The sequence below is a fragment of the Methylomonas sp. AM2-LC genome (assembly GCF_039904985.1).
Lineage (GTDB): Bacteria > Pseudomonadota > Gammaproteobacteria > Methylococcales > Methylomonadaceae > Methylomonas.
On sequence record NZ_CP157005.1, the window covers coordinates 3,136,109 to 3,161,161 of the forward strand.

24 protein-coding genes and 1 pseudogene are annotated in these 25,053 nt (G+C 40.6%); 6 read left to right on the top strand and 19 right to left on the bottom strand.

Going from position 1 to position 25,053, the window contains the following annotated elements; genetic code table 11:
• Window positions 1-413: 413 nt before the first annotated feature.
• From ABH008_RS14070 to ABH008_RS14105, 8 genes are all read right to left on the bottom strand, one after another.
• Window positions 414-776, bottom strand: a complete 363-nt coding sequence (locus ABH008_RS14070) for a hypothetical protein (protein ID WP_347986248.1) — start codon at window positions 774-776, stop codon at window positions 414-416.
• Between the two features lie 110 nt (window positions 777-886).
• A complete protein-coding gene (locus tag ABH008_RS14075) occupies window positions 887-1,615 on the bottom strand; it encodes a response regulator transcription factor (RefSeq protein WP_347986249.1) in 729 nt (242 codons plus the stop codon).
• Complete coding sequence (locus ABH008_RS14080) at window positions 1,605-3,224, bottom strand: ATP-binding protein (RefSeq protein WP_347986250.1); 1,620 nt, start codon at window positions 3,222-3,224, stop codon at window positions 1,605-1,607. The genes ABH008_RS14075 and ABH008_RS14080 overlap by 11 nt, the downstream gene beginning before the upstream one ends.
• A gap of 5 nt (window positions 3,225-3,229) precedes the next feature.
• Window positions 3,230-3,826: a hypothetical protein gene (locus tag ABH008_RS14085; protein WP_347986251.1), complete on the bottom strand. Its 597-nt coding sequence runs from the start codon at window positions 3,824-3,826 to the stop codon at window positions 3,230-3,232.
• Window positions 3,827-3,828: 2 nt separating this feature from the next.
• On the bottom strand, window positions 3,829-5,289 hold the full coding sequence (locus ABH008_RS14090) for a HAMP domain-containing sensor histidine kinase (protein WP_347986252.1): 1,461 nt from the start codon (window positions 5,287-5,289) through the stop codon (window positions 3,829-3,831).
• A 162-nt stretch (window positions 5,290-5,451) separates the two neighbouring features.
• Entirely contained in the window at window positions 5,452-6,849 is a 1,398-nt protein-coding gene (locus tag ABH008_RS14095; RefSeq protein WP_347989979.1) for a L,D-transpeptidase family protein, read from the bottom strand.
• A complete protein-coding gene (locus tag ABH008_RS14100; protein WP_347986253.1) occupies window positions 6,836-7,144 on the bottom strand; it encodes a hypothetical protein in 309 nt (102 codons plus the stop codon). Before ABH008_RS14100 ends, ABH008_RS14095 begins: the two co-directional genes overlap by 14 nt.
• A gap of 474 nt (window positions 7,145-7,618) precedes the next feature.
• A complete protein-coding gene (locus tag ABH008_RS14105; protein ID WP_347986254.1) occupies window positions 7,619-8,026 on the bottom strand; it encodes a DUF2750 domain-containing protein in 408 nt (135 codons plus the stop codon).
• A 405-nt stretch (window positions 8,027-8,431) separates the two neighbouring features.
• On the opposite strand from ABH008_RS14105, the gene purE reads away from it, so the two are divergent.
• The 5 genes from purE (at window position 8,432) to epsC (ending at window position 13,462) form a co-directional block, all read left to right on the top strand.
• Entirely contained in the window at window positions 8,432-8,929 is a 498-nt protein-coding gene (purE, locus tag ABH008_RS14110; RefSeq protein ID WP_347986255.1) for a 5-(carboxyamino)imidazole ribonucleotide mutase, read from the top strand.
• Complete coding sequence (locus ABH008_RS14115) at window positions 8,926-10,020, top strand: 5-(carboxyamino)imidazole ribonucleotide synthase (RefSeq protein ID WP_347986256.1); 1,095 nt, start codon at window positions 8,926-8,928, stop codon at window positions 10,018-10,020. Before purE ends, ABH008_RS14115 begins: the two co-directional genes overlap by 4 nt.
• Before the next feature lie 189 nt (window positions 10,021-10,209).
• Window positions 10,210-11,490, top strand: coding sequence for a hypothetical protein (locus ABH008_RS14120; protein WP_347986257.1), 1,281 nt, complete (start codon window positions 10,210-10,212; stop codon window positions 11,488-11,490).
• Entirely contained in the window at window positions 11,487-12,923 is a 1,437-nt protein-coding gene (locus tag ABH008_RS14125; RefSeq protein WP_347986258.1) for a hypothetical protein, read from the top strand. The genes ABH008_RS14120 and ABH008_RS14125 overlap by 4 nt, the downstream gene beginning before the upstream one ends.
• Complete coding sequence (gene epsC, locus ABH008_RS14130; protein ID WP_347986259.1) at window positions 12,920-13,462, top strand: serine O-acetyltransferase EpsC; 543 nt, start codon at window positions 12,920-12,922, stop codon at window positions 13,460-13,462. The genes ABH008_RS14125 and epsC overlap by 4 nt, the downstream gene beginning before the upstream one ends.
• A gap of 397 nt (window positions 13,463-13,859) precedes the next feature.
• Here epsC and ABH008_RS14135 read toward each other — a convergent pair.
• Window positions 13,860-14,896: pseudogene (locus ABH008_RS14135) on the bottom strand (IS110 family transposase).
• Between the two features lie 67 nt (window positions 14,897-14,963).
• Between ABH008_RS14135 and ABH008_RS14140 the strand changes: the two are divergent.
• On the top strand, window positions 14,964-15,794 hold the full coding sequence (locus tag ABH008_RS14140; protein WP_347986260.1) for a glycosyltransferase family 2 protein: 831 nt from the start codon (window positions 14,964-14,966) through the stop codon (window positions 15,792-15,794).
• 71 nt (window positions 15,795-15,865) lie between these two features.
• Here ABH008_RS14140 and dmeF read toward each other — a convergent pair whose 3' ends face one another.
• The 10 genes from dmeF to ABH008_RS14190 all read right to left on the bottom strand — a co-directional run bounded on the left by dmeF (window position 15,866) and on the right by ABH008_RS14190 (window position 25,007).
• Entirely contained in the window at window positions 15,866-16,858 is a 993-nt protein-coding gene (dmeF, locus tag ABH008_RS14145; RefSeq protein ID WP_347986261.1) for a CDF family Co(II)/Ni(II) efflux transporter DmeF, read from the bottom strand.
• Between the two features lie 193 nt (window positions 16,859-17,051).
• Window positions 17,052-17,537: a flavin reductase family protein gene (locus ABH008_RS14150; RefSeq protein ID WP_347986262.1), complete on the bottom strand. Its 486-nt coding sequence runs from the start codon at window positions 17,535-17,537 to the stop codon at window positions 17,052-17,054.
• Between the two features lie 63 nt (window positions 17,538-17,600).
• On the bottom strand, window positions 17,601-19,097 hold the full coding sequence (lysS, locus tag ABH008_RS14155; RefSeq protein WP_347986263.1) for a lysine--tRNA ligase: 1,497 nt from the start codon (window positions 19,095-19,097) through the stop codon (window positions 17,601-17,603).
• A 144-nt stretch (window positions 19,098-19,241) separates the two neighbouring features.
• Complete coding sequence (locus ABH008_RS14160; protein WP_347986264.1) at window positions 19,242-20,081, bottom strand: Rpn family recombination-promoting nuclease/putative transposase; 840 nt, start codon at window positions 20,079-20,081, stop codon at window positions 19,242-19,244.
• Between the two features lie 52 nt (window positions 20,082-20,133).
• Window positions 20,134-21,231: a peptide chain release factor 2 gene (gene prfB, locus ABH008_RS14165; RefSeq protein WP_347986265.1), complete on the bottom strand. Its 1,098-nt coding sequence runs from the start codon at window positions 21,229-21,231 to the stop codon at window positions 20,134-20,136.
• A gap of 62 nt (window positions 21,232-21,293) precedes the next feature.
• Window positions 21,294-22,088, bottom strand: coding sequence for a prolipoprotein diacylglyceryl transferase (lgt, locus tag ABH008_RS14170; RefSeq protein ID WP_347986266.1), 795 nt, complete (start codon window positions 22,086-22,088; stop codon window positions 21,294-21,296).
• 135 nt (window positions 22,089-22,223) lie between these two features.
• Window positions 22,224-22,541 (bottom strand): non-heme iron oxygenase ferredoxin subunit, encoded by a 318-nt coding sequence (locus tag ABH008_RS14175; protein WP_347986267.1) that lies wholly within the window; start codon window positions 22,539-22,541, stop codon window positions 22,224-22,226.
• Window positions 22,542-22,551: 10 nt separating this feature from the next.
• Entirely contained in the window at window positions 22,552-23,220 is a 669-nt protein-coding gene (locus tag ABH008_RS14180; protein ID WP_347989980.1) for a class I SAM-dependent methyltransferase, read from the bottom strand.
• A 111-nt stretch (window positions 23,221-23,331) separates the two neighbouring features.
• Window positions 23,332-23,784 carry a Fe-S cluster assembly sulfur transfer protein SufU gene (gene sufU, locus ABH008_RS14185; RefSeq protein WP_347986268.1) on the bottom strand — a complete coding sequence of 151 codons (453 nt, stop codon included), beginning with the start codon at window positions 23,782-23,784 and terminating at the stop codon, window positions 23,332-23,334.
• Entirely contained in the window at window positions 23,784-25,007 is a 1,224-nt protein-coding gene (locus tag ABH008_RS14190; protein WP_347986269.1) for a cysteine desulfurase, read from the bottom strand. Before ABH008_RS14190 ends, sufU begins: the two co-directional genes overlap by 1 nt.
• Window positions 25,008-25,053: the final 46 nt, after the last annotated feature.

Below are 25,053 nucleotides of genomic sequence, written 5' to 3' on the forward strand. Positions count from 1 at the left end.
ATAATTTTTAAACACTTTAAATCAATTAGATATCTTGGATTCACCTCTCTTTAAATTCTAGCTACGCTAAAACTTAGGATGGCAGCTACACCAGCCAATAGAATATCAGATAAGTAACCGCTCATATGTACGTTACACCACATAACCTTTGTAAGTTTTCTCACAGAGTTTTTTGATATCTAGCTGTTAATAAGCAAGCAAAATTGAATAGAGCATCCCATAATACCACTGATACTATCGGGTTTAATGACAGCATGATGAACATCTGCTTTTTACATCCTTGGCTTAGGCTTACCCGTCATTATTCTCCCTACAGACGAGCTTAGGTGATGAGGTTGGCAAAAAATTAGCGAAAATAAAAAAATGATTTATTCCAGTTTACAAACAGCTATTAGCAAACACATTACAACACATCATTTCGGCGACGTAGCGAGCTTAATTCTGTCACAAATATGCGCTTTTACTTTGTCTTTATTTTGCTCATTTTTAAAAATTTCACCACATTTTTTGATTGCCTGAGTCACGGGCGTCGCCTCTTCCTGCTTGGTAAAGCTTTCATCAAGCGCTTTGGCTGCATCCCGATTACCGCTGTCGCACAGTGCCGATGCATCAGCCATCAATTTAATACTGCGATCGGCCAGTGATTGCAATTGAGTTTGATCAACTTTCATCATGCACTCATTCATAGCTTGAAATTTTTGTAATTTCGATTCCTCTGCCTCGGCTAAAAACGGGAATAGCAATACTATAAAAAATAGGAACCTTACTTTATTCATAAACCCTCAGACAGATAAAAAGTGAATCATGCTTATCATTAAATAGCCTTTTTCTACTGCAAGCAAGTGTATTTTACGTTAATAACAATCAATTTTTAGTAAAATAATGTTTACAAAGCATCTAGCTTATAACCATAGCCGCGTACTGTTTTCAGCAGTTTCAACTCATACTCCTCATCAATTTTACGCCGTAACTGTCTCACATAAACATCCACTATATTGGTTAAGGGGTCTGCACTATAGCCCCACACCCATTCCAAAATTCGGGTTCTGCTGAGCAATTTTCCCTGCATACGCATAAAACATTCCAGCAAGGCGAACTCTTTAGCAGTTAATTCTATCTGTACATCCCCGCGCTTGACTTCATGCGTTTCTATATTCAAGACCAAATCTGCCAGTATTAATTCTTTAACGTCCTGCTCGTTGTTGATTGTACCTCGGCGCATTAGCACCTCAATTCGAGCCAGTAATTCTTCAAAGGCAAATGGCTTGGTCATATAATCATCTGCGCCAGAACGTAAACCGGTTACTTTATCCTGAATTGAATCTCTTGCTGTCAACATCAAGAGTGGCGTGTTTACGCCCAAATCACGTAAACTTTCGCAGACTTGTTTACCGTTCATATCCGGCAACCCCAGATCAAGTACAATAACCCGAAAATCAGCTTCAGCACCCATAGCAATACCTGCTTTGCCACTACCCGCATGTTCAACCGTGAAGCCTTCAGCCTTTAAACCACGCGTAACAAAACTGACGATACGATCATCATCTTCTACCAGCAATATGCGTTTGTTATTGCTACCGACCAGAGAATTGAATTTACTGTAATTATCGCTCATAAGAAAGCTTACCATTGCCAATTGAAAGTAAAGGCAAGACCGCAGTGAAGGTGGACCCCTCAAGCTCTGTGCTATTAACACTAATACTGCCTGCATGTGCCTGTATAATGGCTTTTGCCATAGGCAAGCCAAGTCCTGAACCAAAGTTATTCGATTCTCGAGCATTTTCGCTACGAAAATGACGATCAAAAATCCGATTTAAATCCTGACTGGGTATACCGATACCTTGATCGCTAATACTGATTTTTACTTTTTGAGATTCTACTTTTAACGTCACTATGATGCTGCCACCCTCGCTAGAGTAGCGGCAGGCGTTATCGCCTAAAATTAACAAAAACTGGCGTAACCGCTGTTTATCGCCACGAACCCAGAGTATTTCTGCCGGCATTGCCAGTGACACAGTAAGCCCTTGCTGTTGAGCAATTACCCGAAAATCATCAACCACATCAGCCACCAAGCTAGAGAGATCAACCACGGTCCATGCAAATTGCAATTTATCCGTTTCATTTCTGGCAATAAAAAGTAAATCATCTACGTATTTACCAAGTTGCATAGCCAAATCGACAATACGTTGCAAAGTATCTTTGTAGTCGTTTACATCACAATCTTGACCACGCAATGTCACCTCTGCTTCGCCACGTATGATGGTGATAGGTGTGCGCAGCTCATGACTGATATCGGCTAAAAACTCACATCTCACATTATCCATTTGTATTAATGCTTCGTTTAGCCGATGTAATTCTATGGTACGCTCTGTTACTCTGTTCTCAAGTTCAGCGCGCCCTTCTCGCAATCGTTGTTGCTGAAGTTCAAGCTTTTGCGCCATTTGATTAAAATGCTTTGCAAGATAAGCAAATTCATCGCTAGTATCCAAATTTATTCGGTATAGCAAATTACCCGAAGCTATTTCATCCGTACCCTGCATTAATTTAGCGATGGGCATCCGCAATCCTCGCAGTAAAACAAACCCTGACACTAAACTAAAAACGGCTGCCAGCAAGGACGCTAAAATAGCTATCCAACGCAATTGCTGAATTAATTTATCCAGTTCCTGTTTGGATTTTTCAGCATGTTCCCTTTCTTGATTAATGGCTATATCAATTAACGGTTGAAATTTACCATCAATTTCTTCTTTAAAATATTTCAATAACTTTTGCAATGCTAAATCGTGCAGACCTTGTTCGTGCAAGTGCTGAACCTCTTTAAATCGATATTCACTGGCATCTAACATGGCAGAGAATTGCGCTACCCGTTTCAGTTCAGCAATTTTATTATTGGCAGCGTCATCCGTCTGTAAACTTGTGCCTCCCATATTAACCACAAGAGCCCTGAGTTGATCCATGGCCGCATACAAACTCAGCCTGGAGGACTCAACGTCTGCACTGTGACCCTGCTCTGTACCCGCTAAAATCAATTGCTCCGTGTATTGTTTAAAATGGCGATTGGCTTCATTGGACAAGCGTTCATACTGTTCAAAGGTTATATAGGCAGTTTCACTACGTTGAATATAGATAGAGACCTGATTAGAACCCCAATATAAAGTAATAGCCAATAATAAAACAAAAATAAAAGTAACGATAATCACCATCGCCAAACGAATACGCAACATTCTGTTTAGTTACTGTCAGAGGTTTCATCTAATTGCTTTTCCATATTCCTTATAGCATCCAGTTTATCGCGTAATAAGCGGGAATCATTGCTAGAACCTTGGGGATTTTTATTGCCTTTACTATCGAGTAATGCTTGCAGCGATTTCTGTTTACGTTCTAAAGCAACAAGCTTTTTAGAACTATTTTGCATGCGTTTTAAAATTTCCGCATAGATGACTATCAACTTTTGGCTGTGTTCATCGTACTGATTAGTGCTTGAAACGGATGCAACCGCGTCCAAAATTTTAGAAATGTCGCCACACGACTCAGAAAATAGTCGTCCAATTAAAAGCTGTACCGAAATTTCTGTACTGGGTGTCTCTTTTTGGCGTTTTAATAAAGACCGGCATAATTCTGCGCGGCCCGCTACAGCCATGTTGCTTACTTTTAGGCTAAAATCCAATAAGACGTCATAATCTGGGGAAGCACTAACTACAGGCGCTTGGTTTTGACCACTACTTTGCGGATACTCATCCTGAGTATTCAATTGCGAACATCCTGCCAGTAAAAGCAGAATTGAAGTTAAACACCATATTTTTACTGTAATCGGGAGTCTATTCATTTTTAACTGTTTGCGCCAAGAGGAATTTTAACCAGTACTCGGGTACCAAGCTGATCAGGTGAAGAATCAATAATTTCTACTGTACCTTGATGCTTTATAATATATTGTCTAACAATTGCCAATCCCACACCAGGAACATGCTTATTATCAGTTCCTACCAGAGTTTGTGACCGAAAAAACGGCTCGAAAACCGCTAAATGTTGTGCGGGGGCGATTCCTGGACCTTCATCCTCAATTTCAAACTCCATTTGCTCTGCATTGCTGTGCAATACCATGCGAATTTCACCATTTTGCGGTGAAAATTTTATCGCATTAGCCAACAATTGTTCGAAAATTGTGTGTAATTCGCTTTGAATACAAAATAATTGCACAGGTTCTATGAATTTGTGCAGAATTATTGATTTTTGCTGTAAATCAGTTTGAAAAGCATCCACCACTGACTCTAACACTGCATCCACATTGGTTATTTCTTTAATTTGTGCATCAGTCTGTGTATTCAACTGACTATAACGTAACAATTGTTTATACAGTGTTTCCAATATTTTTATTTCAGCTAATAAATTTTCTGCAACCTTTTGTGCAGACCTATTCATATTTGCCGTAGCCTCACAGATCAAAAATTCGGCACATCCGTGTATCGTATCAATTGGCACATGAATTTCATTAGCAAAGTTGTAGATAAAGTTTTGTTTCGAATTTTCAAGTTCTACAAACTGTTGACGTAAGTACTCAAGTTGAGTTCCTAAATAACTCAAATCACTTGGACCCACAATATTAATGGGTTCGACCAAATCTCTTGCACTTAAACGGCGAACAGCCATATTTAGCTGCCAAATAGCACGCGTGACTATGCTCAATAAAACAATAATAAAAACTAACGAAAGTAGAAACAACAATATGCCAGCATAAAAATGTGTGTGTTCTAAATCTTCTGCATTTGCGCTAAATCCCTTAAACTTTAAATCAACACTGGTTTCAATTTCATGAGATAGATTATTGGCAGTTTCACGAAAACCTTGAAAAGCCTCGTCAATGGGTAAGCGCATCAGGTTTTCCGCTTCAGTATTACTAATCTGTTGATAAATAATATCTTCTTTGGCTAATAATTCGTTGCCTAATAACGCTATTTTGTTGTCTACTGATAATTTAAGCAATTGATTCAGCGCATTTTTAAAGGCTATCCGCGCATTTTCATATGATTGCCGCTCGTAGGGTTCCTGTACAGCAGGATCGGATAACAACACAAATAATCGAGCTTTACGTTCAATGTCCGACGCTTTTAACAATACGACGCCAATGGCTTTGGTCTGTTCAAAAATTTCTGCATTCATGCTTCGACCTAACATCGACATATCACGTATAGCAAATGTGGCGTACAAAAAACCAATAAAAAATGGCGTCAGCGCCACACTTAAGCCGAATATTAACAATGACTTCAAAGAGAATAAGTTTTTAAGTTTCATTTATATAGTTAAGTGCTGATTATTTGTTTTTAACATTCTTTAATTCTAAAACACAAGTTCAATCTCTTGAAAATGCACTTAACCGAAAATATTTCAGGCTCTCTAGCAAAACTTACACAGCGTAATCGCATAACGATGATAGCCTTAATTTTCGAAGCGAGTTTATGTGGACATCTTACAAGCAACCGACTTTAGCATCTGATTAATACAATACGCAGAATTACGGGGAGCTCTTACTGTCACATCCAGTTCAAATAAGTGTTTAATTCGCTTGGCATTTAGCTTAGCCTCCTGGCTATCCTTAAACGGCCCAGCAATCACCTTATAACCATCTGCACTATCCATGAACCGCGCAGGAATTTGAGGTTCTTGATGATTAAGCATGGCCGCTAATTTTTGTGCCTCAGCACGGTTTTGCATAGGATTAGTCACTATGGACCAATCTTGATCAGTCAACTCCATAACCTGGGGTTGGTTTAAAAGTTTATCAGGATGTTGCAATAGTAATGCCTTAGCAGAAATATCCGCTGCATCAGGCGAATTTACCAAAACGGGGCTGGGTATACCATCTGATCGTTGCAATATGCTGTCAACTTGCTTCCAATCGACGATTGCATGCTTTTCTGCCGCTAATTTTTTGAGTTTGTTACGTAAGTCTTTTTGCAAACTGTTTTGCTGTTTAGCCCACTTCTCTAAAGAAGGATGCGCTTCAACATAAAGCATGTCCCCTTCCCAAGCGACCATATAGGGTTGGTAAACAATTTTTACCGGTGTCCCCACTTCAACTTTGTTAAACAAAAACTCAATATCTTCAGGATATAGCTGAATACAACCATGACTGACCTGCATACCAATACCGTAAGGCTTATTGGTGCCGTGAATCAAAATACTCTTAAACCCAAGTGAAAAAGCATAATTACCTAAGGGATTATCTGGGCCAGAATGTATCACATTAGGCAAAACATCACCCTGCATTAAATGTTCGCGCTTAATTGACGCCGGAACAGTCCAATCTGGATTAGCTTTTTTGGACATAATTTGAGTACTACCCAAAGGCGTATTCCATCCTTGTCGACCTATACCTACCGGAAAAGTCAGCAAGGTGCCCCCCGGTGTGTGCGGATAGTAAAACATACGCATATTCGCTAAATTTAACACCATACCCTGATGTGGTGTATCTGGTAAAACAAAACGTAAAGGTAAAAGTATGGTTTGCTCGTTAGTGAGTGCCCACGGCTCGGAATTTTGGTTTGCAAGTGTAATATCGTTATAGCCTAACCCATAGTTGCGAGCAATATCCGACAATGTATCAGTCTCGCGCGCCGTTACACTGGCTAATGTACCAACTACATTTTGATCGGGTGATAAATAGAAAGTATGACTGTCTATACTTTCCTGTTTTATAGGCTCAACACTAGGTGGCAAGATTGACTGTTGAGCAGAAGGAAAAAGCTGACAGCCACTTAGCAACAACACCAATCCTAATGGCGTCAGTGTTAATTTGACTGAGTCTCTAATTTTTAACGCCCCTTTAAGAGCATTAGAGTTAGCGCAAACCACTAACAAGGGAAGCTTCCTCGGTAATGTCGATATGAGCAGCCAGTGGATTACGTTTACCCATTTGATAAGACGCACTTGTACCGACATTCCCTACCAAAAGACCTTGTGAAAGTGAAGGTGGTTCATATCCAAAATAATTCCGTACAGGTAACGAATATAACATGTATTGAGGTAGATAAAATGGGTGTTCATGCTGCACGTAACCACGCACAACGTCAGCATTAGCGCATACTGAAGATATTAATAACATAGTAATCAGCATGAATTTTGTAGTTTTAGACATAGCAATTTTCATAAAATTCTGTCAATTTATGCGGTAAGGGCATTAACTGTAGAAAGGGATAAAACCACATGCTAGGCATGTAGTTTTTTCATTATTTCTCCTTACTCAGGTTTAAAATTTTAATCATCCTGCTTAAGTATTTAATGAAAATCAGATTAAGATCAGATTAAAATTTTGGCTTTCGCACAACAGGTTTAGAAAAGAAGCTTTAAACGGCCTATTTGCAGATAGTGTGTGGACATGCAAACATTAAGGTTTAATGAACCTGCACGGGTGGGATCTGACTAACCAACTCAAAACACTAATTGTAAGTTTCAGGATTAATTTAATCTTAGATTAGATTATAGTGACAAGAAAAATAATATTAGTTTTTATAATTTCAAATATGTATTTGAATACTCCTTGATAAGGGATACCATTACCATAGTCCAGAATTAACTAATAAGAGAAATGGCTTAACACCCTTATTTCATAACTGGCTGATGTTTAATCACCAACCATACATTCACTACTATCTCTCATATCTTCCAGATAATTTAGCAGACGTTGAGGACTAATCAAACAACCTGCACCGGTCTTACGTGGCATAATTTCAATCATCACGCCCTGCTCTATCTGTTTATTTAATATCCTGTACATAAAAAACTCAATCGACTCCGCTACAGGTTTTAAATGTTGCCATTCATCAATTGCAGTCATGGCGGCAAAACTTTTAAAAGGCCATACAGGCAGCGTATGTTGTTCTTTAATTTCACGCGTAATCCAATGTGGTCCTTGCTTTAAGCCACAGACCTCATCCATTTCAGCAATACGAAACAGAAAATATTCCAATAAATCTTCATCTGTCATGGTGAGAATTGCTGTCATTTCATCTTCTGTATAAAGGGTAGACATGTTGATATTTCCTGTAAGGATTTGAAAATTAAATGACAGCAATAAACACACCACATCCTAAGCAGTTACACGTAATCTACTTAATTGACTAATTTAGCAGCAGTCTTGCAGAGAATTCCCCCTTAAAACACGTAATTCAACGCAGTGAACGTCTGTCAGATACGTAACAATTGTCTTATCCACTTTAACTCCCATTACAACAATCTAGTTTCAAGCATTCATTAATAGAGCGTGCATTGATTAATCTAAAATACGTTAGCAGTAAAACTAATAATCTGAAACACCTACCTACGAAAGTAAAGTTTGTTTAGTTAATACATCCATAAACCGTTAAACTCAAACAATATATAGAAAATTATGCGAGAATATCGGGTTTAATTTTATTGCTACAAGCGGAGATTTTGCATGACGGCATTGATAGGCATCATCATGGGTTCCACGTCGGACTGGGAAACCATGCAGCATGCTGCACAGACCCTGGAACACCTTGACATACCACATGAAGTTGAAGTGGTATCAGCACATCGTACGCCAGACAAACTGTTTCGTTATGCAGAAACTGCAGCAGATAAAGGCCTTGAGGTAATCATTGCAGGCGCAGGAGGTGCAGCGCATTTACCTGGAATGACTGCCGCTAAAACCGGTATTCCTGTACTTGGCGTACCAATACAATCTAAAACATTAAACGGTATCGATTCTTTATTGTCTATCGTGCAAATGCCAGCAGGCATCCCGGTTGGCACGCTGGCGATAGGCAAAGCAGGTGCCATTAATGCAGCCTTATTTGCAGCCGCCATTATCAGCAATAAACATCCACAATATCGACCTGCGCTCGAAGCTTATCGACAACAACAAACCGATACTGTTCTAGCTAATTCAGACCCTAGGCAGGTGCAAGCATGAAAATAGGCATATTAGGTGGTGGACAACTGGCACGCATGCTGGCTTTAGCAGGTTACCCATTGGGCCTACAATTTATCGTTATTGATCCGGATAGTCATGCAGGAGCCGCAGCGCTTAGCCAACATCTGCAAGGTGCATATGACGACCCTAGCTTACTATCCCAACTGGCTGCTGAAGCGGATGTAGTCACTTATGAATTTGAAAATGTTCCGGCACATGTGGCCGAATATTTATCCAGTCATACCACGGTTTACCCACCTGCCAATGCGCTAGCGGTTGCTCAGGATCGCTTGCTGGAAAAAAACTTCTTTCAGCAATTGAATATTGGCACAGCTCCGTATGCAGCGGTTGATAGCTTGGCTGACTTACAACAAGCAATGAAACAAATTGGCTATCCTGCCATTTTAAAAAGCCGCCGTATGGGCTATGACGGTAAAGGTCAAGTGATAATTCAATCGGCGGAGGAACTAGCCACAGCCTTCGAATCCATGCAGGGTGCAGATGCAATTGTTGAGGGCTTTGTAAACTTTAAAAGAGAAGTGTCGATTATTGCTGCGCGCAATCCCTCTGGACAGATTGTGTATTACCCACTTTCTGAAAATAGACATAAAGGCGGAATTTTACGAGTAGCAGAATGCAAAAGTGGAGATCCCTTACAAACAAATGCAGAAGCTTATGTACGAGCATTACTTGAAAAACTAGAGTATGTTGGCGTTATAGCCTTGGAATTATTTGATGTAAACGGCAGCCTACTGGCTAATGAATTTGCACCGCGCGTGCATAACTCTGGACACTGGACTATAGAAGGTGCGGAAACCAGCCAGTTTGAGAATCATATACGAGCCATACTTGATCTGCCATTGGGGGCAACCACAGCGCGTGGCCATGCAGCAATGGTTAATTTTATCGGTGGACTAGCGGAGACTCGCCAGTTATTAAATCTGACGGATTGTCACCTGCATCTGTACGACAAGACGCCGCGCAAAGGTCGCAAAGTGGCGCATGCCACTATTAGAAGCGATAATGAGGCTGTCTTTACAGAGAGTATGCAGCAATTAGTGGCGATTGCCATTGAAGTAGATAATTCATAAGTTATCCACCTATCGCATGCATGTCATTATCTGTAGATTTTACTGATGAGGTATCTCTATACACACTACTGCTTGAATCCCACAGAGTTAGGTATTGCTACTTTTTAAGGTCAATGTCGGCTCATACGACATCGACCTTAAATAATTATCTCTAAAATAGTTATTCCAAACATATTTTTGTATCTATCAATGACTCCAGAAAGTAAGCTAAATCTATCGAGTTTCTTTGGAATAGGATTAATCTTTCCACTGTTTTTTCAACTGTCTGGACATATCTATAATAGCAGCACAACTTTATTAGATTCAGGCGGAAAGCTGGCGACACTCCCATTACCGCTTTCAATTTTGGTCTGTTTTGGCGGGATTTTAGTATGGATTAAAAATTACAAAAGTACATACTTTGGCTGGATATTCATTACCATTTTTTGCGCTGTTATGTCGATTTCCCTGTGCGCTTCCAGCATAAGCGTGGGGTTTGAGCTACGCAAAGCCTTATTAATGTTACAATTTTTACTGCCAACTTTTGGCCTGATCGCTGGATTGCTAATCGAAGACAATGATAAATCCATCGCCAAAAGTTTTCTCTATACCTTATTGTTTTTAGTACCCCTTCAGTTAATATGTGGCTGGATGCAAGATACGATAACGCTAACACACAATCTTTATTTATTCGGCATATACTCTCATATTGAATATGTTCCCCCTATTTTAGTGTGTGCTTTTGCCTATACATTGTCATTACTGTGGGATAGCCATAAGCGAAGGCTGAGTATTTTGACTTTGTTAATGTTAATTTACGTGGTTTCATCGACTTCATTTTTAACCATTTTTGCTTACTTTTCTTTTATTATTGTCTTTTCATGCTCTAAAATCTATGGCAATTGGCAACAAAGTCAGCGCCGATTTATTTTACCGATTTTATCGTTGATGACAGTTGCAGTTATTATTTTTTATCTTCCAACTGCTTATAATAAGTTAGGAAATTTAACCCATCATAATTCGCTAACCTCTGAAAATCTAAGTACTAAATATACAGATCTCTATAATGGAAAAATACCCTCAAACATACAAGAGAGACTGGATATCTGGAAATTATATACTGATGGTATGACCGATAACACGGCCATACTATTACTTGGCCACCCAGCGCCATTACCAAGAGAAATTCGTTCTAGCGCTCACAATTGGTATTTGGATCTTATTTACAATTTTGGAATAATTGCATTACTACCCATCTTGTTTTTAATTTTATTCACGACTCATCAATACCTTCGCTCTAAAAGAAAAGTGGGTTCAGATACTTTTTGGCTGGCAGTCATCGTATTTTTTTTAGTGATTATTGACAATAACTTTAAAGTGACTTTACGCCAACCCTATCCCGGTATTTTTGCCTTTTTTATGTGGGGATTATTATTATCAAATCTTCGTGTCAATCACGATCAAACACCCTCTTCTACTGTTTATAGATGAAATCAGAAATTTATATCAGCGTTGGCAGTGTTTTTGGCTCTGCACTGCTTTGGTTGCTAAGTTTTAAATTAGTCGCCTGTTGGTTTGGTCCTGAGGGGGTTGGATTATTTTCACAATTACGACAAATAACGCAGGCGGCCACTATAGCAATTACCTATGGAGGAACTAACGCTATCGTGCAAAGTCTGGCCGAACGCCGCAATAATTTGCAAGCATGCTTTCAATTACGAGGTACTGCAAGTCGTTTAGTGATAATCACTGCTGGATTGATTATCGCCTTAGCCTTACTGTTCGCCACGCCAGCAACACACACTTTTTTATCGTCTGACTCAGACGAGCTGATTAGAACTTTACGCCTGATTTGTTTTGCCATCTTGTTAAATGTGGGTAGCACCTACACAATTGCAGTGTTGAATGGATACTGCTCTTACAAGCTGTTAGCATTAGCACAACTTGCTGGACCTCTTGCACTTGTTATTGCGCTGTCATTTTTATATTTCATGAAATTTCCATTTCATGCCGAAATATTAGGGTATTTACTGATAGTCTGTTTTTTATTCGCTTACCTTGCCGGCAGTTATGGGGTTTTACGTCTACCCAAACCAGCGTTATCCGCTTTAAAAGCTAACTATCTGAGCAAAACAGACACCGCCGTGTTTATTAAATTTGCAGCAGCCACCCTAATAGCTGCTATTTCTTCAACAGTCAGCTTATTATTTATCAGAGCCTGGATTATTGAAAGCCATGGATTAGCCTTTGCCGGGTTGTTTGATGCGGCATGGACTCTAACATTTAACTATATTACCCTTTTATTAACGGCATGCAGTACACTATACCTACCTTTATTGGCGAGTAGCATGGGAGACAAAGAACAAAAAACATATTTGTTAAAAACAGCTTACCTGATTTTAGTCTCTTGTACACTCATCTGTTTTTTTATTGTGGTTTTCCAGAAAGAATTAATTTCAATTTTATATACCCCAGAATTTGCAGAATCAGGTCAATTGATAGTCATTCTGACCGTAGCAGTGATTTTTCGAAGCATTTCTTGGGTGTATGGGATGCTAATAGTCGCAAAAAAAAATACGCGTATGCTGATATTGTCAGACTTAACTTTTAACTTATTATTATTGATATCAGCCCAATATGTTATGCAAAACTATTCTTCTATGGATTCTATCGGCTGGATATTTGTGTTACCTCATTTTTTTTATTTGACATTTGTTCTGGAATACGCGTGTTATAACAATAAATTGCTAACACGTCGCCAGATTTGGCCTTTGATAATACTTGCCGTACTACCTTTACTGTTAATAGTACTTTGTAACGATAATATGCCTATTTTATCAAAACAAACTAATTTTATATTCATGGCCACAGGTTTGGCTGTTAGTGGATTATCCTGGTGTAATTATAAAAAAATTGCTTTATGAATAAACTACGACTGGATATTGAACGATTTCACCAACTCTCAGGAAACACAGAGCTAATTACTCCATTTATTTTACTGCGTTCCTGCTTTAATCCTCGTATAGCTCCTGTGGTGGTGATACGTTTATCAGAATATTTTTACCAAAAAAAACTGGGTTTTATTGCTAAGTTATTTAGCTTAATCAATGTTATTTTTTTTGGTCTTGAATCATCACCCAGGGTACAAATTGCGGGCGGTTTGTTTTTACCCCATACGGTGGGTACAGTGATTGGTGCAGAACGAATTGGTAAAAATGTGACCATTATGCAAGGGGTTACCTTAGGTGCTAAAGAACCCGACATGTACTTTACAACGGGTACTAGACCCGTTATTGGCAATCATGTACTCATTGGTGCTGGCGCTAAAATTATCGGTAATATTACCGTGGGTGACTACGCAAAGATTGGTGCAAATGCGGTGGTATTACAAGATGTGCCAGCCAATAGCTTAGCCGTGGGTGTACCGGCTAAAATCGTCAGCCAAAAACAAGTAAATGACTAAAATTTCACTTAGCACATATATGGACTTCCCCCCTATTGCAAGACAAATTTTACCAAAATGAATGATTTCAAAAGTAATCAAGATTGCCGCCATATATTCGGTTTCAATTAGAGGTTGATTAATTTAACCACTGAACCTTGATGAACGTATTCGCGCGCTATTTCCACAAACATCCTAACGATTTTTAAAATCTATGTGCTTGAACGGGATAAATAGCACCGGTCTGACCTGTTGTTATCATCAATTGGATTTACTTGCCTCCGCAATCTGTTTTACTCTGTGTTACACCATTCACTTTTAATCATATCAACTGAGGGTTATCCACGCCTTACCCAACACCGGAACCCTTCTATCACGTGTAGGTGTTGGGTAAGGCGTGGATAACCCGGCCTACACGCTACGACATGACTACATCGGCGGACCTAACCTCATACCTCTTATTTTGTGTAGCCATTACCCACAAAATTCGGGCATTTTTATTGGCCAGTGCGACGGCCGCTTTGTTAAAACCACGTCGTTCAATTAGCGCCTGCAACCATCGACTTAGCGAGTCTGTTTTACCTTGGCAGTTTTTCAAGACTGATCGGGCGCCGTGAATCAGTAAAGTTCGCAGATAGCCATTACCTCGTTTACTGATACCCAACAACACCACCTTGTCACCACTCGTGTGCTGTTTGGGTACAATGCCTAAACTGGCTGCATAATTTTTGCTTTTGGTATAGCCTTTACCGTCCCCTATATCCGATGCAGCCATAGTAGCCGTAATGGCTCCTATACCTGGAACCTCTACAAATCGTTGACATAATTCGCTCTGAATACAGAGTTGATCAATCTGCTTATCATACTCTTTGATCGTTTTATCCAATTCCTTGAGTTTTTCAAGCTGTTTGGCAAACAGATTTCGACTGATCACGCTTAAACCATTCTCAGCATCTTCAATAATTTCAGTGAGGTGCGTTCTGAGCTGATTGATGCCTATAGGCAGCACAATTCCCCACTCACCTAAAAAACCCCGAATTCGATTCGCCACCGCCGTCCGTTCATCCACTGTACTTTGACGCAATCGATGCAGCATTTGAATATCTTGCTGCTCAAGCGTCTTAAGCGAAACTGTTCGTCTTTTCGGTTGCGGTGTGTTGCCGTCCAAATAGCCTCTGCATCGTTATAATCATTTTTATTGCCCACCACAAACCCTTTCACATAACGGGCATTCAGCAATACCACTTCATGCCCCAGTTTCTTGATTTCTCGCGCCCAATAATGCGAGCCTCCACAGGCTTCCATACCAATGATACTGACTGGCAAGTTCGCTATGTACGACAATAAATCCGCTCGCTTTACTTTCTTTTTAATCTGTTTCAGTTCAGCATTAAAACTCACCAGATGAAAAATGTTTTTTGCTAAATCTAAACCAATTACGTTATTCTTGATCATGGATTTCTCCTTACCCTTGTTTATTTGCCAGGTGCATTATGACACCGTTAGGGGTGGGGAGAAGTCCATGCCATCATCCTTGGTCGTTTATAAACCAGATTTGGTTATGCTTGAGGAAGTCATATTATCCTTACAAAAAGCCGCTTTAACCGCTAAACAGCACTATACAATCAGTTTTTCACTCACTATCGTCGATAATTCAAATGAAGAATGCTGGCAAAAACAATTGCAAATTCAGTATGCGCAGTATCAAAAATGCGCGCCTGATTGGACACTGGAATTATTGCATTCCGCTGACAATATGGGCTATGGAGCAGGCAATAATAAAGTAATCAGGGAGGTAAAATCTGATTATCATTTGGTCATTAATCCAGACTTATTTATTGAGCAGGATATGTTGCTACAATGTATCCGTTTTATGGAAGCCAACCCTAACATAGGCTTATTAGTACCTGCTGTATTTGGTGAAAATGGTGATCGTCATTACCTATGCAAACGTAATCCTACTTTATGCATCATGTTTATTCGTTCATTACCTTTCAAGTGGATTAAAACTTTATTCCAATCGACTTTAGCCAAATTTGAGATGCGCGACTGTAATTACGAACAAATTATTGAAAATGTTGAATTTCCAAGTGGTTGTTGTATGTTCTTTAGAACAAAGCCACTACAACAAATTCAGGGATTTGATCCTGATTATTTTTTGTATTACGAAGATGCTGACATTGGTCGAAGAATGCGCAAAATTGCGGGCGTTGTTTACCTGCCCAATGCAAGAGCAATACACCGTTGGGCAAGAGCAACGCATCGGAGTAAAAAATTTTTTCTGATTACGATTAAATCCGGTTTAATATATTGGTATAAATGGAATAAGCCTTGTTATCCTAACGACAAATAAGATTGTCGTTAGCTCTATGCAGTTTACAACCAACTCCGTAAACAAGACTTTTTAGCAACAATTTACAAAGACTACTCAGCCAAACACGCCTCTCCGACACAGACATTCACTTCCACAGTGATATGATCAAGATGCACAAAATTGGCCAGCTTTGCTTTATAGTAATTGGGGGGCTTTGGCTGTTGTGTGACGATGACCACTATAGCTGCCTGATGAGTAGCACCCAAACGCCACACATGTAAATCGGTTACACGACAATCATCATCGGCTTCCACAGTATTCTGTATTGATTGTATAAAGTCTTGATCGACGCTTTGATCCAACAAAGCCGGACTGGTATCACGAATCAAGCCCCAAGCCCATATCAGAATAATGACCGCACCGACAAACCCCATAATGGCATCTAACCAGTTCCAGCCATAATATTTTCCGGCTAGCAAAGCTGTAATGGCCAATACAGAGGTCAGAGCATCAGCGAGCACATGCATAAAAGCAGCTCGCAGATTGTGATCTTGGTGTTTGCCTGTCGAGTGAGGATGATGCTCATGCTCATGCTCATGCTCATGCTCATGGTGATTATGCTGCTTTACCGCTTCATGAGCATGGTCATGATGGTCGCTAAGCAAAAATGCACAGAGTAAATTAATACCCAAACCAATACAGGCTACCAGAGTAGCATCATCAAAATTAATTTCTTCTGGCTTTACCAAGCGCATTGCTGATTCAGCTATCATCATCAATGCCACCATCGCCAACGCAATGGAACTGGCAAAACCGCCCAGTATACTGACCTTGGCTGGACTAAAAGCAAAGGTCTGATCTTGCTCGTGAATACGGCTATAGCGATAGGCATACAAGGTAATAATAAATGCCAAAACGTGCGTAGCCATATGCCAACCATCGGCCAGCAATGCCATTGAACGAAACTGAATTCCTGCCGCTATTTCCACCAACATGGTGGTAAAAGTCAGCAATAACACCCATTTTGTGCGCGTTTCACCGCGTCGATTGATTTTGGCAAAATTATGCGGGTGCTGCCAGTTACTCAATTGATGTATGTGCATACGGTAATCCAGGAGTTGACTTTAACGCTAATGCAAACAGTATTCCGTTATTTTTAAATCTAGCCAAATGGAAAAACAACACATTTAGCATTTAGGGCTATTGGATATGTTAAGCATCTGTCACGACAGATGCACCTCCAAGCGTCGGCACATCCTCTATATGCTTACCTTTACGGTTAATAGTGACCTGAATCTATACTTCAGCTAACTGTCGATAGCCGCCATGGTAATAAAGCAAAGGTTCACCCGTGCGACAAATAACGTTTTCAACTTCGCCTATGACTACCCAATGCGTACCTGCAACTACTTGCTGTACCAACTTGCATTCAATACTCACCAAGGCAGCAGATAATAAGGGAGCACCATACAGCCCAGTTTCCCAATCGACATTAGCAAAGCGCTGTTCCTGATTACTACCACCTGCAAATTCATTCGATACCGCTTGTTGTTCAGCACTTAATATATTGATGGCAAAGCTTTGTTCTTCAAGTACCAACGCACCAGTATCAGTAGTCTGGTTAAGACATACTAGAATTTGCGGTGGTTCCATCGAAACACTGGAAAAAGAGGTAGCTGTCATCCCTTTAGGACCTTGCTGAGCAGATTGAGCAGTCACCACTGTCACGCCACTCGCCCATAATTTTAATGCGTTTTTAAAGTCATTAGCATTTACGCTCATCTTGTTCTCAATAGGTTTTAAATTGAAATTCAGCCTCAGTATAGTATTACTTGAGGTATGCGCTTAATTTTTAGGCCGCATATGCGGAAACAATAACACATCACGAATACTGGGGGCATTGGTAAACAGCATAGCCAAACGATCAATACCTATACCCTCACCCGCTGTTGGCGGCAAACCGTGTTCAAGTGCGGTGATATAATCAGCATCATAATGCATGGCTTCATTATCACCCGCTTCTTTTTCAGTTACTTGCTTTTGAAAGCGTTCCGCCTGATCTTCAGCATCGTTCAACTCTGTAAAACCATTGGCAATCTCTCTACCTCCCACAAAAAATTCAAAGCGATCAGTCACATGTGGATCTAGATCATTACGTCGAGCCAAAGGCGATACTTCCACCGGATAGGCAGTAATAAAGGTCGGATTCAACAATTTATGTTCTACGGTTTTTTCAAAAATTTCAATCTGAATTTTACCCAAACCGTAGTTATCTTTAACCATGATACCCAGTTTTTCTGCCACCGCCTGTGCAGCTTCTCTGTTGTTTAAATCAGCAAGTTGCAAATCTGGATTAAATTGCAAAATTGATTCCAACACCGTCATACGGGCAAAAGGTTTACCAAAATCATATTGTTCACCTTGATACTCAATGACCGTATGACCCACTACGTTTTCGGCGATACCTTTAAGCATTGCTTCTGTTAAATCCATCAACTCGCCGTATTCAGCATACGCTTGATAGAATTCTAGCATGGTAAATTCTGGATTATGCCTGGTCGACAAACCTTCATTACGAAAATTACGATTAATCTCAAACACCCGTTCAAAACCACCCACAACCAATCTTTTTAAGTACAATTCGGGGGCTATACGTAAATATAATTCCATATCCAACGCATTATGAAAGGTCGTAAAAGGTCTAGCCGTTGCACCGCCGGGAATGACTTGCATCATCGGCGTTTCCACCTCCAGAAAATCACGTTCCAGTAAAAATTGACGGATGTAGGCAATAATTTTAGAACGCATTAAAAAGGTGTGGCGAGTTTCCTCGCTCATAATCAAATCCAAATATCTCTGCCGGTATTTAATTTCCTGATCTGCAATACCATGAAACTTCTCTGGTAAAGGCCGCAAAGCCTTGGTCAGTAAGCGTATGCTATCCACACGCAAGCTCAGTTCGCCAACCTTGGTTTTAAATAACACCCCTTCTGCACCTAGAATATCGCCAATATCCCATTTTTTAAACTGCTCGTTATACACGCCTTCCGCTAAATTATCGCGACTGACATAAACTTGTAGCTGACCACTCATATCCTGTAAGTGGCAGAAACTAGCTTTACCCATAATACGCCGCGTCATCATTCGACCAGCGATTTTTACCCGTACGGGTAGCGCTAACAGCTCTTCTTCTGTCTTGTCAGCATAACTGGCCAGTAATTGACTGGTAATGCTGTCACGTCGAAAATCAGTTGGAAAAGCTATACCTTCGGCACGTAACTGAGTAAGTTTCTCGCGGCGTTGTCTAATTTGTTCTTGTTCGTCGTGTTCTAGTTCTGACATGGTTTGTTTTATTGTTATTAAATCTCTGAAAAATATGTAGAAGATACTCATCACATGGATGAGCCGGTGAAATAAAAACCTAAATGCCGGTATCTCTTGTGAGATTAACTAGCGTCAATATAGATAGAGCAAGGAAACTATAGCTTACTCAAAAACCTCAGCCAACGATTTGGCATCCAATATGCGTTCGCCCCATAACTCAAGTTGTTCTATTTTTGCTTGTTCCAATTTTTGCAACGCTGACTGAGGTAAAGGGCCGAAGCGTTTGTTAAGCTGGCGTATTAACAAATGGCATTCACCTTCCAGCTTGCCTTCCAACTTGCCTTCTTTCTTACCTTCGCATCTTTCTTCGGCGGCAATTTCTTGATAGAAACGTGTTTGTTTTAATTCAACATCGTTTAATGCTAGCATGATTCTAATCTCCTCGCGGCTCAAATTAGGTAGTTTATAGACTAAAACAGTCTCTATAAATTCAATTACCTCTTTATCCAGTTTATCATGTTGTTCAAGTAAAGCTTGCGCCACCTTTACAGTATCGTTTACTGAACAGCCGAGCAAACGTAACATGGCATAACCTGGCTCAGGGCGGTACTGATAATCCTCAAGATAAATACGTTTCAACTGTGGTAACGATAGCAACGCTTCAAATTCAATACTGGCAGGTTTCTCGATATTTCTGGTTGGATAAATCACTAAGGCCAGCCAACGCCTTCCTGGTTTTTGCCGATATAAGTACAACATGATTTCACTGATAAACCGACCATAAAAATCAGGATCTGGCTGATATTGTACTTCAGTAAAAATAATCGGCTGCTCCAGTTGAGTATCTAAAGGCTTAAATATTCCATCAATTCTAAACCCAGTTTGTTTAATTTCTTCCGAAACAAACCGATAACTTTCAGCGGCATAAGGTAATTGCAGCATGTTTAAAGCTAACTGCGGCCAGTTTTGAAACAGGCGGTAAAAAAGACTATCCGTATGCATCTTAAGCTTCCCTGTTTACTGATTTTACAATGGGTATTTAGTTTTAGATTGCTTACAGTCCACTCTTCAAACTCGCTTCAATAAACTGATCGAGCGCTCCATCCAACACAGCCTGAGTATTGCCGGTTTCTACATTGGTACGTAAGTCTTTAATACGTGACTGATCGAGTACATAGGAACGAATTTGGCTACCCCAGCCAATATCCGATTTTGAATCTTCCACAGCTTGCTGGGTTTGATTACGTTTTAGTATTTCCAATTCGTACAGTTTGGCTTTTAACTGTTTCATGGCGGTGTCCTTGTTTTTATGTTGCGAACGATCGCTTTGACACTGCACCACTATACCACTGGGATTATGGGTAATACGCACAGCAGATTCGGTACGGTTGACGTGCTGACCACCCGCACCACTGGCACGGTACACATCAATACGTAAATCGGCTGGATTAATGTCAATTTCAATGTCATCATCAATTTCCGGCGACACAAACACCGAGGCAAAAGAAGTATGACGACGATTTCCAGAATCAAAAGGTGACTTTCTAACTAGGCGGTGCACACCAGTTTCAGTTCGCAGCCAACCGAAAGCATACGGTCCTTCGAATTTGATAGTGGCACTTTTGATGCCGGCCACATCACCGGGTGACTCTTCAATCAGTTCGGTTTTGAAGCCGCGACTTTCGCCCCAGCGAAGATACATACGTTCTATCATTGATGCCCAATCTTGTGCCTCAGTACCACCGGAACCCGACTGCACATCTAAAAAGGCGTTATTAGCATCCATTTCCCCGCAGAACATGCGTTGAAACTCCAGATCGGCAACGCGTTTTTCAAAATGCGCCAGATCAGTGACAACCGTATCCACTGTTTCTTCGTCATCTTCCTCTACAGCAAGTTGTAATAATTCTTCAGCATCTGCCAAGCCAGTTTCCAGTTCCAGAATAGTATTTACAATACCTTCCAGCATACTACGTTCTTTACCCATGGCCTGTGCTTGTTCAGGCTGATTCCAAATTGCGGGATCTTCAAGTTCGCGTAATACTTCGACCAGTCTTTCGCTTTTCGTTTCAAAATCCAGGTAGATTTTTAAACCATTACCACGTTCACGTAGATCGGCAATCTTATATTTAATAGGGTTAATTTCTTGCATAAACCTTTTCCAGGTACAAAACCGGATACATTCCGGACATCAAAAGCCGCAATTATAAACGATTAGCTACGTATTGCGTTTCGGTAGTTTTGCAAAGACCAATAAACAAAACCGATCCCCACCAGCAAAAAAGGAAAACTTAATAACTGACCAGTGGTAAAGGGTAGGCTGTTGGTATACATAGCCTGTTCAGTTTTGAAAAATTCCAGAATAATACGTGCCAGAAATACCAAACTAATATCCAATCCAAACAGCAAACCCTTTATTGGCTTATCATAGGTTTTTTTATACACGGCCAATAAAATCAGAAAAATAATGATGTAGCTAAATGCTTCATACAGTTGCACCGGATGCCTTGGTAAGTCATCAATCCGTGCAAACACCACGCCCCAAGGTAGATCGGTAACAGTACCCAGAATTTCGGAATTAAAGAAGTTACCCAGCCTTATAAATGCCCCACCCATCACACATGGAAATGCCACCCGATCGAGCAACCAAAGATAATCATCCTTGCTACCTCGCACATACAAATACAAAGCCAGTAAAATTCCAATAATACCACCATGACTGGCTAGACCACCTTCCCAGATAGCTAATATCTTAATGGGGTGAGTAAAATAAAACCCAGGGTCGTAAAATAAAGTATGTCCTAATCTTGCTCCCACTACGGTACCGATAGCCAAATACCATAACAGACGATCCAACTCCTCAACATTTTTACCTTCACGCTTATAAATCCATTGCATCATGTTAAAACAGAACACAAAAGCACTGGCAAACATAACGCCATACCAACGGATTTTCAGAAAACCAAAGTTGATTAAAATAGGGTCAATCTGCCAGGTAAAGTGTTCCATAATGACGAATAGTGACAATGGTTAAGTTAAACGAAGCGTGAATGATACCACGCTTATTGACAGCGATAACTGTGAACCTTATTAGCAGAATTTTGCTGAAATGCTCAAAAATGTATAGCGCTTTTCCATTACAAATTAATACTGAGGTACTTTAACCTGTATGCGTCCATGCATAATTTGCACTGGAAAACTGGCTACATCTTCATAGGCAGGCGCACACTTAACCGCCCCAGTGCGCACACAAAAACGAGCGCCATGACGTGGGCAGATAATTTCGTCACCCTCTAACTCACCACTGGCTATTTCAGTACCGTCATGTGTACAGACATCTTCAATAGCGAAACACTCGCCGGCAATCTTAAACACAGCAACACTATAGCCTTGAATATCAGCCAGTAGATGTTCGCCATCGGCTAAAGCCTGCTCAGCACCTACATCGACCCAATCATTCATTATTACGTCCTCATTTTATATACACATCATAGCGCAGCAATTTACCCTGATAACTTTCCTGAGGTTTACCTCCCAAAGGCTCTGCATAATCTGGACTTTTAACCACCACTCGCCGGCCAGTAGCCTGCCAGGCGGCAGCAAATAGAGCCTCACGATCTTCGTCATCACCTAAAATATCACGCAATACCAGCATAGCTTTTTTTGCCAAAGCTGATTTTTTACGCTTAGGTGGAAACATAGGGTCCAGATAAATACAATCAGGTGAAAAACTTAGGTGGGTTAAGAGCTGTATAGCATTACCGCTCAGCAGAGTGGGTACTTGCAATTCGCGATTAACTACCCAGTCTTTTTGCGCCAGACGCTGAAAGCCATCATTGATTAATGCAGACATGACAGGAGAGCGTTCCATACAAGTTAAGTTATATCCCATACGAAACAAGGCTAAACTATCTTGCGCCCAACCAGTTGTAGCATCGACAATGGTCTTTGATTTTTTACCCACGGCTACTGCTAACAAATCTTTTTTAGGAGCAGGATAAGAATGTTGCTCTCCTGGCCGTGGCTCAATTTCCACCATCAGACCGCCTTTTTTCAAGCTATCCTGATCCAGTAACTTTAGACAACCTTCTCGGTAACACAGAAAAAATGACTGCTTTACAGGATCTGGTAACTTAGCCATAGACAGTAACGGTACATTTAAACCAACTGCCAGAGTCTGACAAGTAGAAAAATCCAGCTCATCAGCGTGAGTGACCGCCAAAAGCTCCGCCAATACCTGCATCAGCAATAATTATTCGGTAGAAATTGATTTTGCCTGATTTTTCAGCGCGGCATCCAGAGTATGCCAAGCCAGAGTGGCACATTTTACCCGCGCTGGATATTCGCGCACACCAGCCAATACAGCTAACTTGCCTAACGCTTCCAAATTTAATTGCTCAGATTTGCCGGTGGTAATTTCATGAAAAAGCGTAAACAGTTCCTCGGCTTCTTGTTCGGTTTTGCCTTTTACAATTTCGGTCAATAACGACACAGAAGCAGTAGATATGGCACAACCTTCCCCTTGAAAACTGATATCAGTGATCACGTGATCTGCAATTTTTACATAGAGGGTTAACCTATCACCACATAAGGGATTAAAGCCCTCTACCTGACGGTCTGCATCAGCAATCACCCGAAAATTACGGGGATTACGATTATGATCGAATATCACTTCCTGATATAGATCGCGTAAATCATCAAACATTAGCCAAATACCTCTATTAAAGACTTAATTCCCTGCATCAGAACGTCTATTTCCCGATGAGTATTGTACATTGCAAATGAAGCTCGACCAGTAGCCGGTATTCCATAAAAATCCATTACCGGCATGGCGCAATGATGACCGGCACGAATAGCTATACCCAAACTGTCCAGCATGGTACCAATATCGTGTGGGTGTATACGTTTTAAGGTAAAAGATAGGATAGCGCCTTTTTCAGCAGCCTGACCAATAATCTTTAAAGCCGGAATTTCCGCAGCCAGTGTTGTAGCATATGCTAACAATTCAGCCTCATATTGGGCAATATTATCAATACCAATTTGTTGAACGTAATCAATAGCCGCGCCCAAACCAATCACTTCAGCAATCGCGGGCGTACCTGCTTCAAACTTATGCGGTAAACCGGCGTATTCGGTTTCTGCAAATGTCACCCTGCGTATCATATCACCGCCCCCCTGATAAGGCGGCATGGCAGATAATAAAGCTTGTTTGCCGTATAACACCCCTACCCCGGATGGCCCGTAGAGCTTATGACCTGAAAACACATAGAAATCGCAATCAAGCGCCTGTACATCCACTTGTAAATGTGGGATAGCTTGAGCACCGTCCAATAATACTGGAATATTATGAGCATGGGCAGCGGCAATAATTTTTTCGACTGGATTAATGGTGCCTAGCGCATTTGACATATGTGTAATAGCCACCAATTTGGTATTACTGTTTAATAAGGCTACAAAATCGTCGAATATTAATTCACCCTGCAAGTTCATGGGGGCTACTTTTAATACTGCACCTATCTGCTGACAAAGCATTTGCCAAGGTACAATATTGGCATGATGCTCCATGGCACTAATCAGAATTTCATCACCCGCTTGTAATTGCGATTTACCGTAACTTTGTGCCACCAGATTGATGGCTTCGGTAGCACCGCGCACAAATATGATTTCTTTTTCGCTAGCAGCGTTTATAAAATGCTGTACTTTTTCACGTGCAGCTTCAAATCGGTCGGTGGCTCGAACACTTAGCGTATGCACACCACGATGGATGTTTGCGTATTCATGACTATAGACCTGCACTAAGCTATCTATCACAGCTTGTGGCTTTTGACAGCTGGCCGCGTTATCCAGATAAACCAGCGGTTTATTGCGAATTTTATCGGACAGTATTGGAAAGTCGGCGCGAATAGCGTCTATAGGGAATGAGCTCATATCTTGAATTGACTATAAAATAAAATAAAGTTCGCGCTGGGATTGA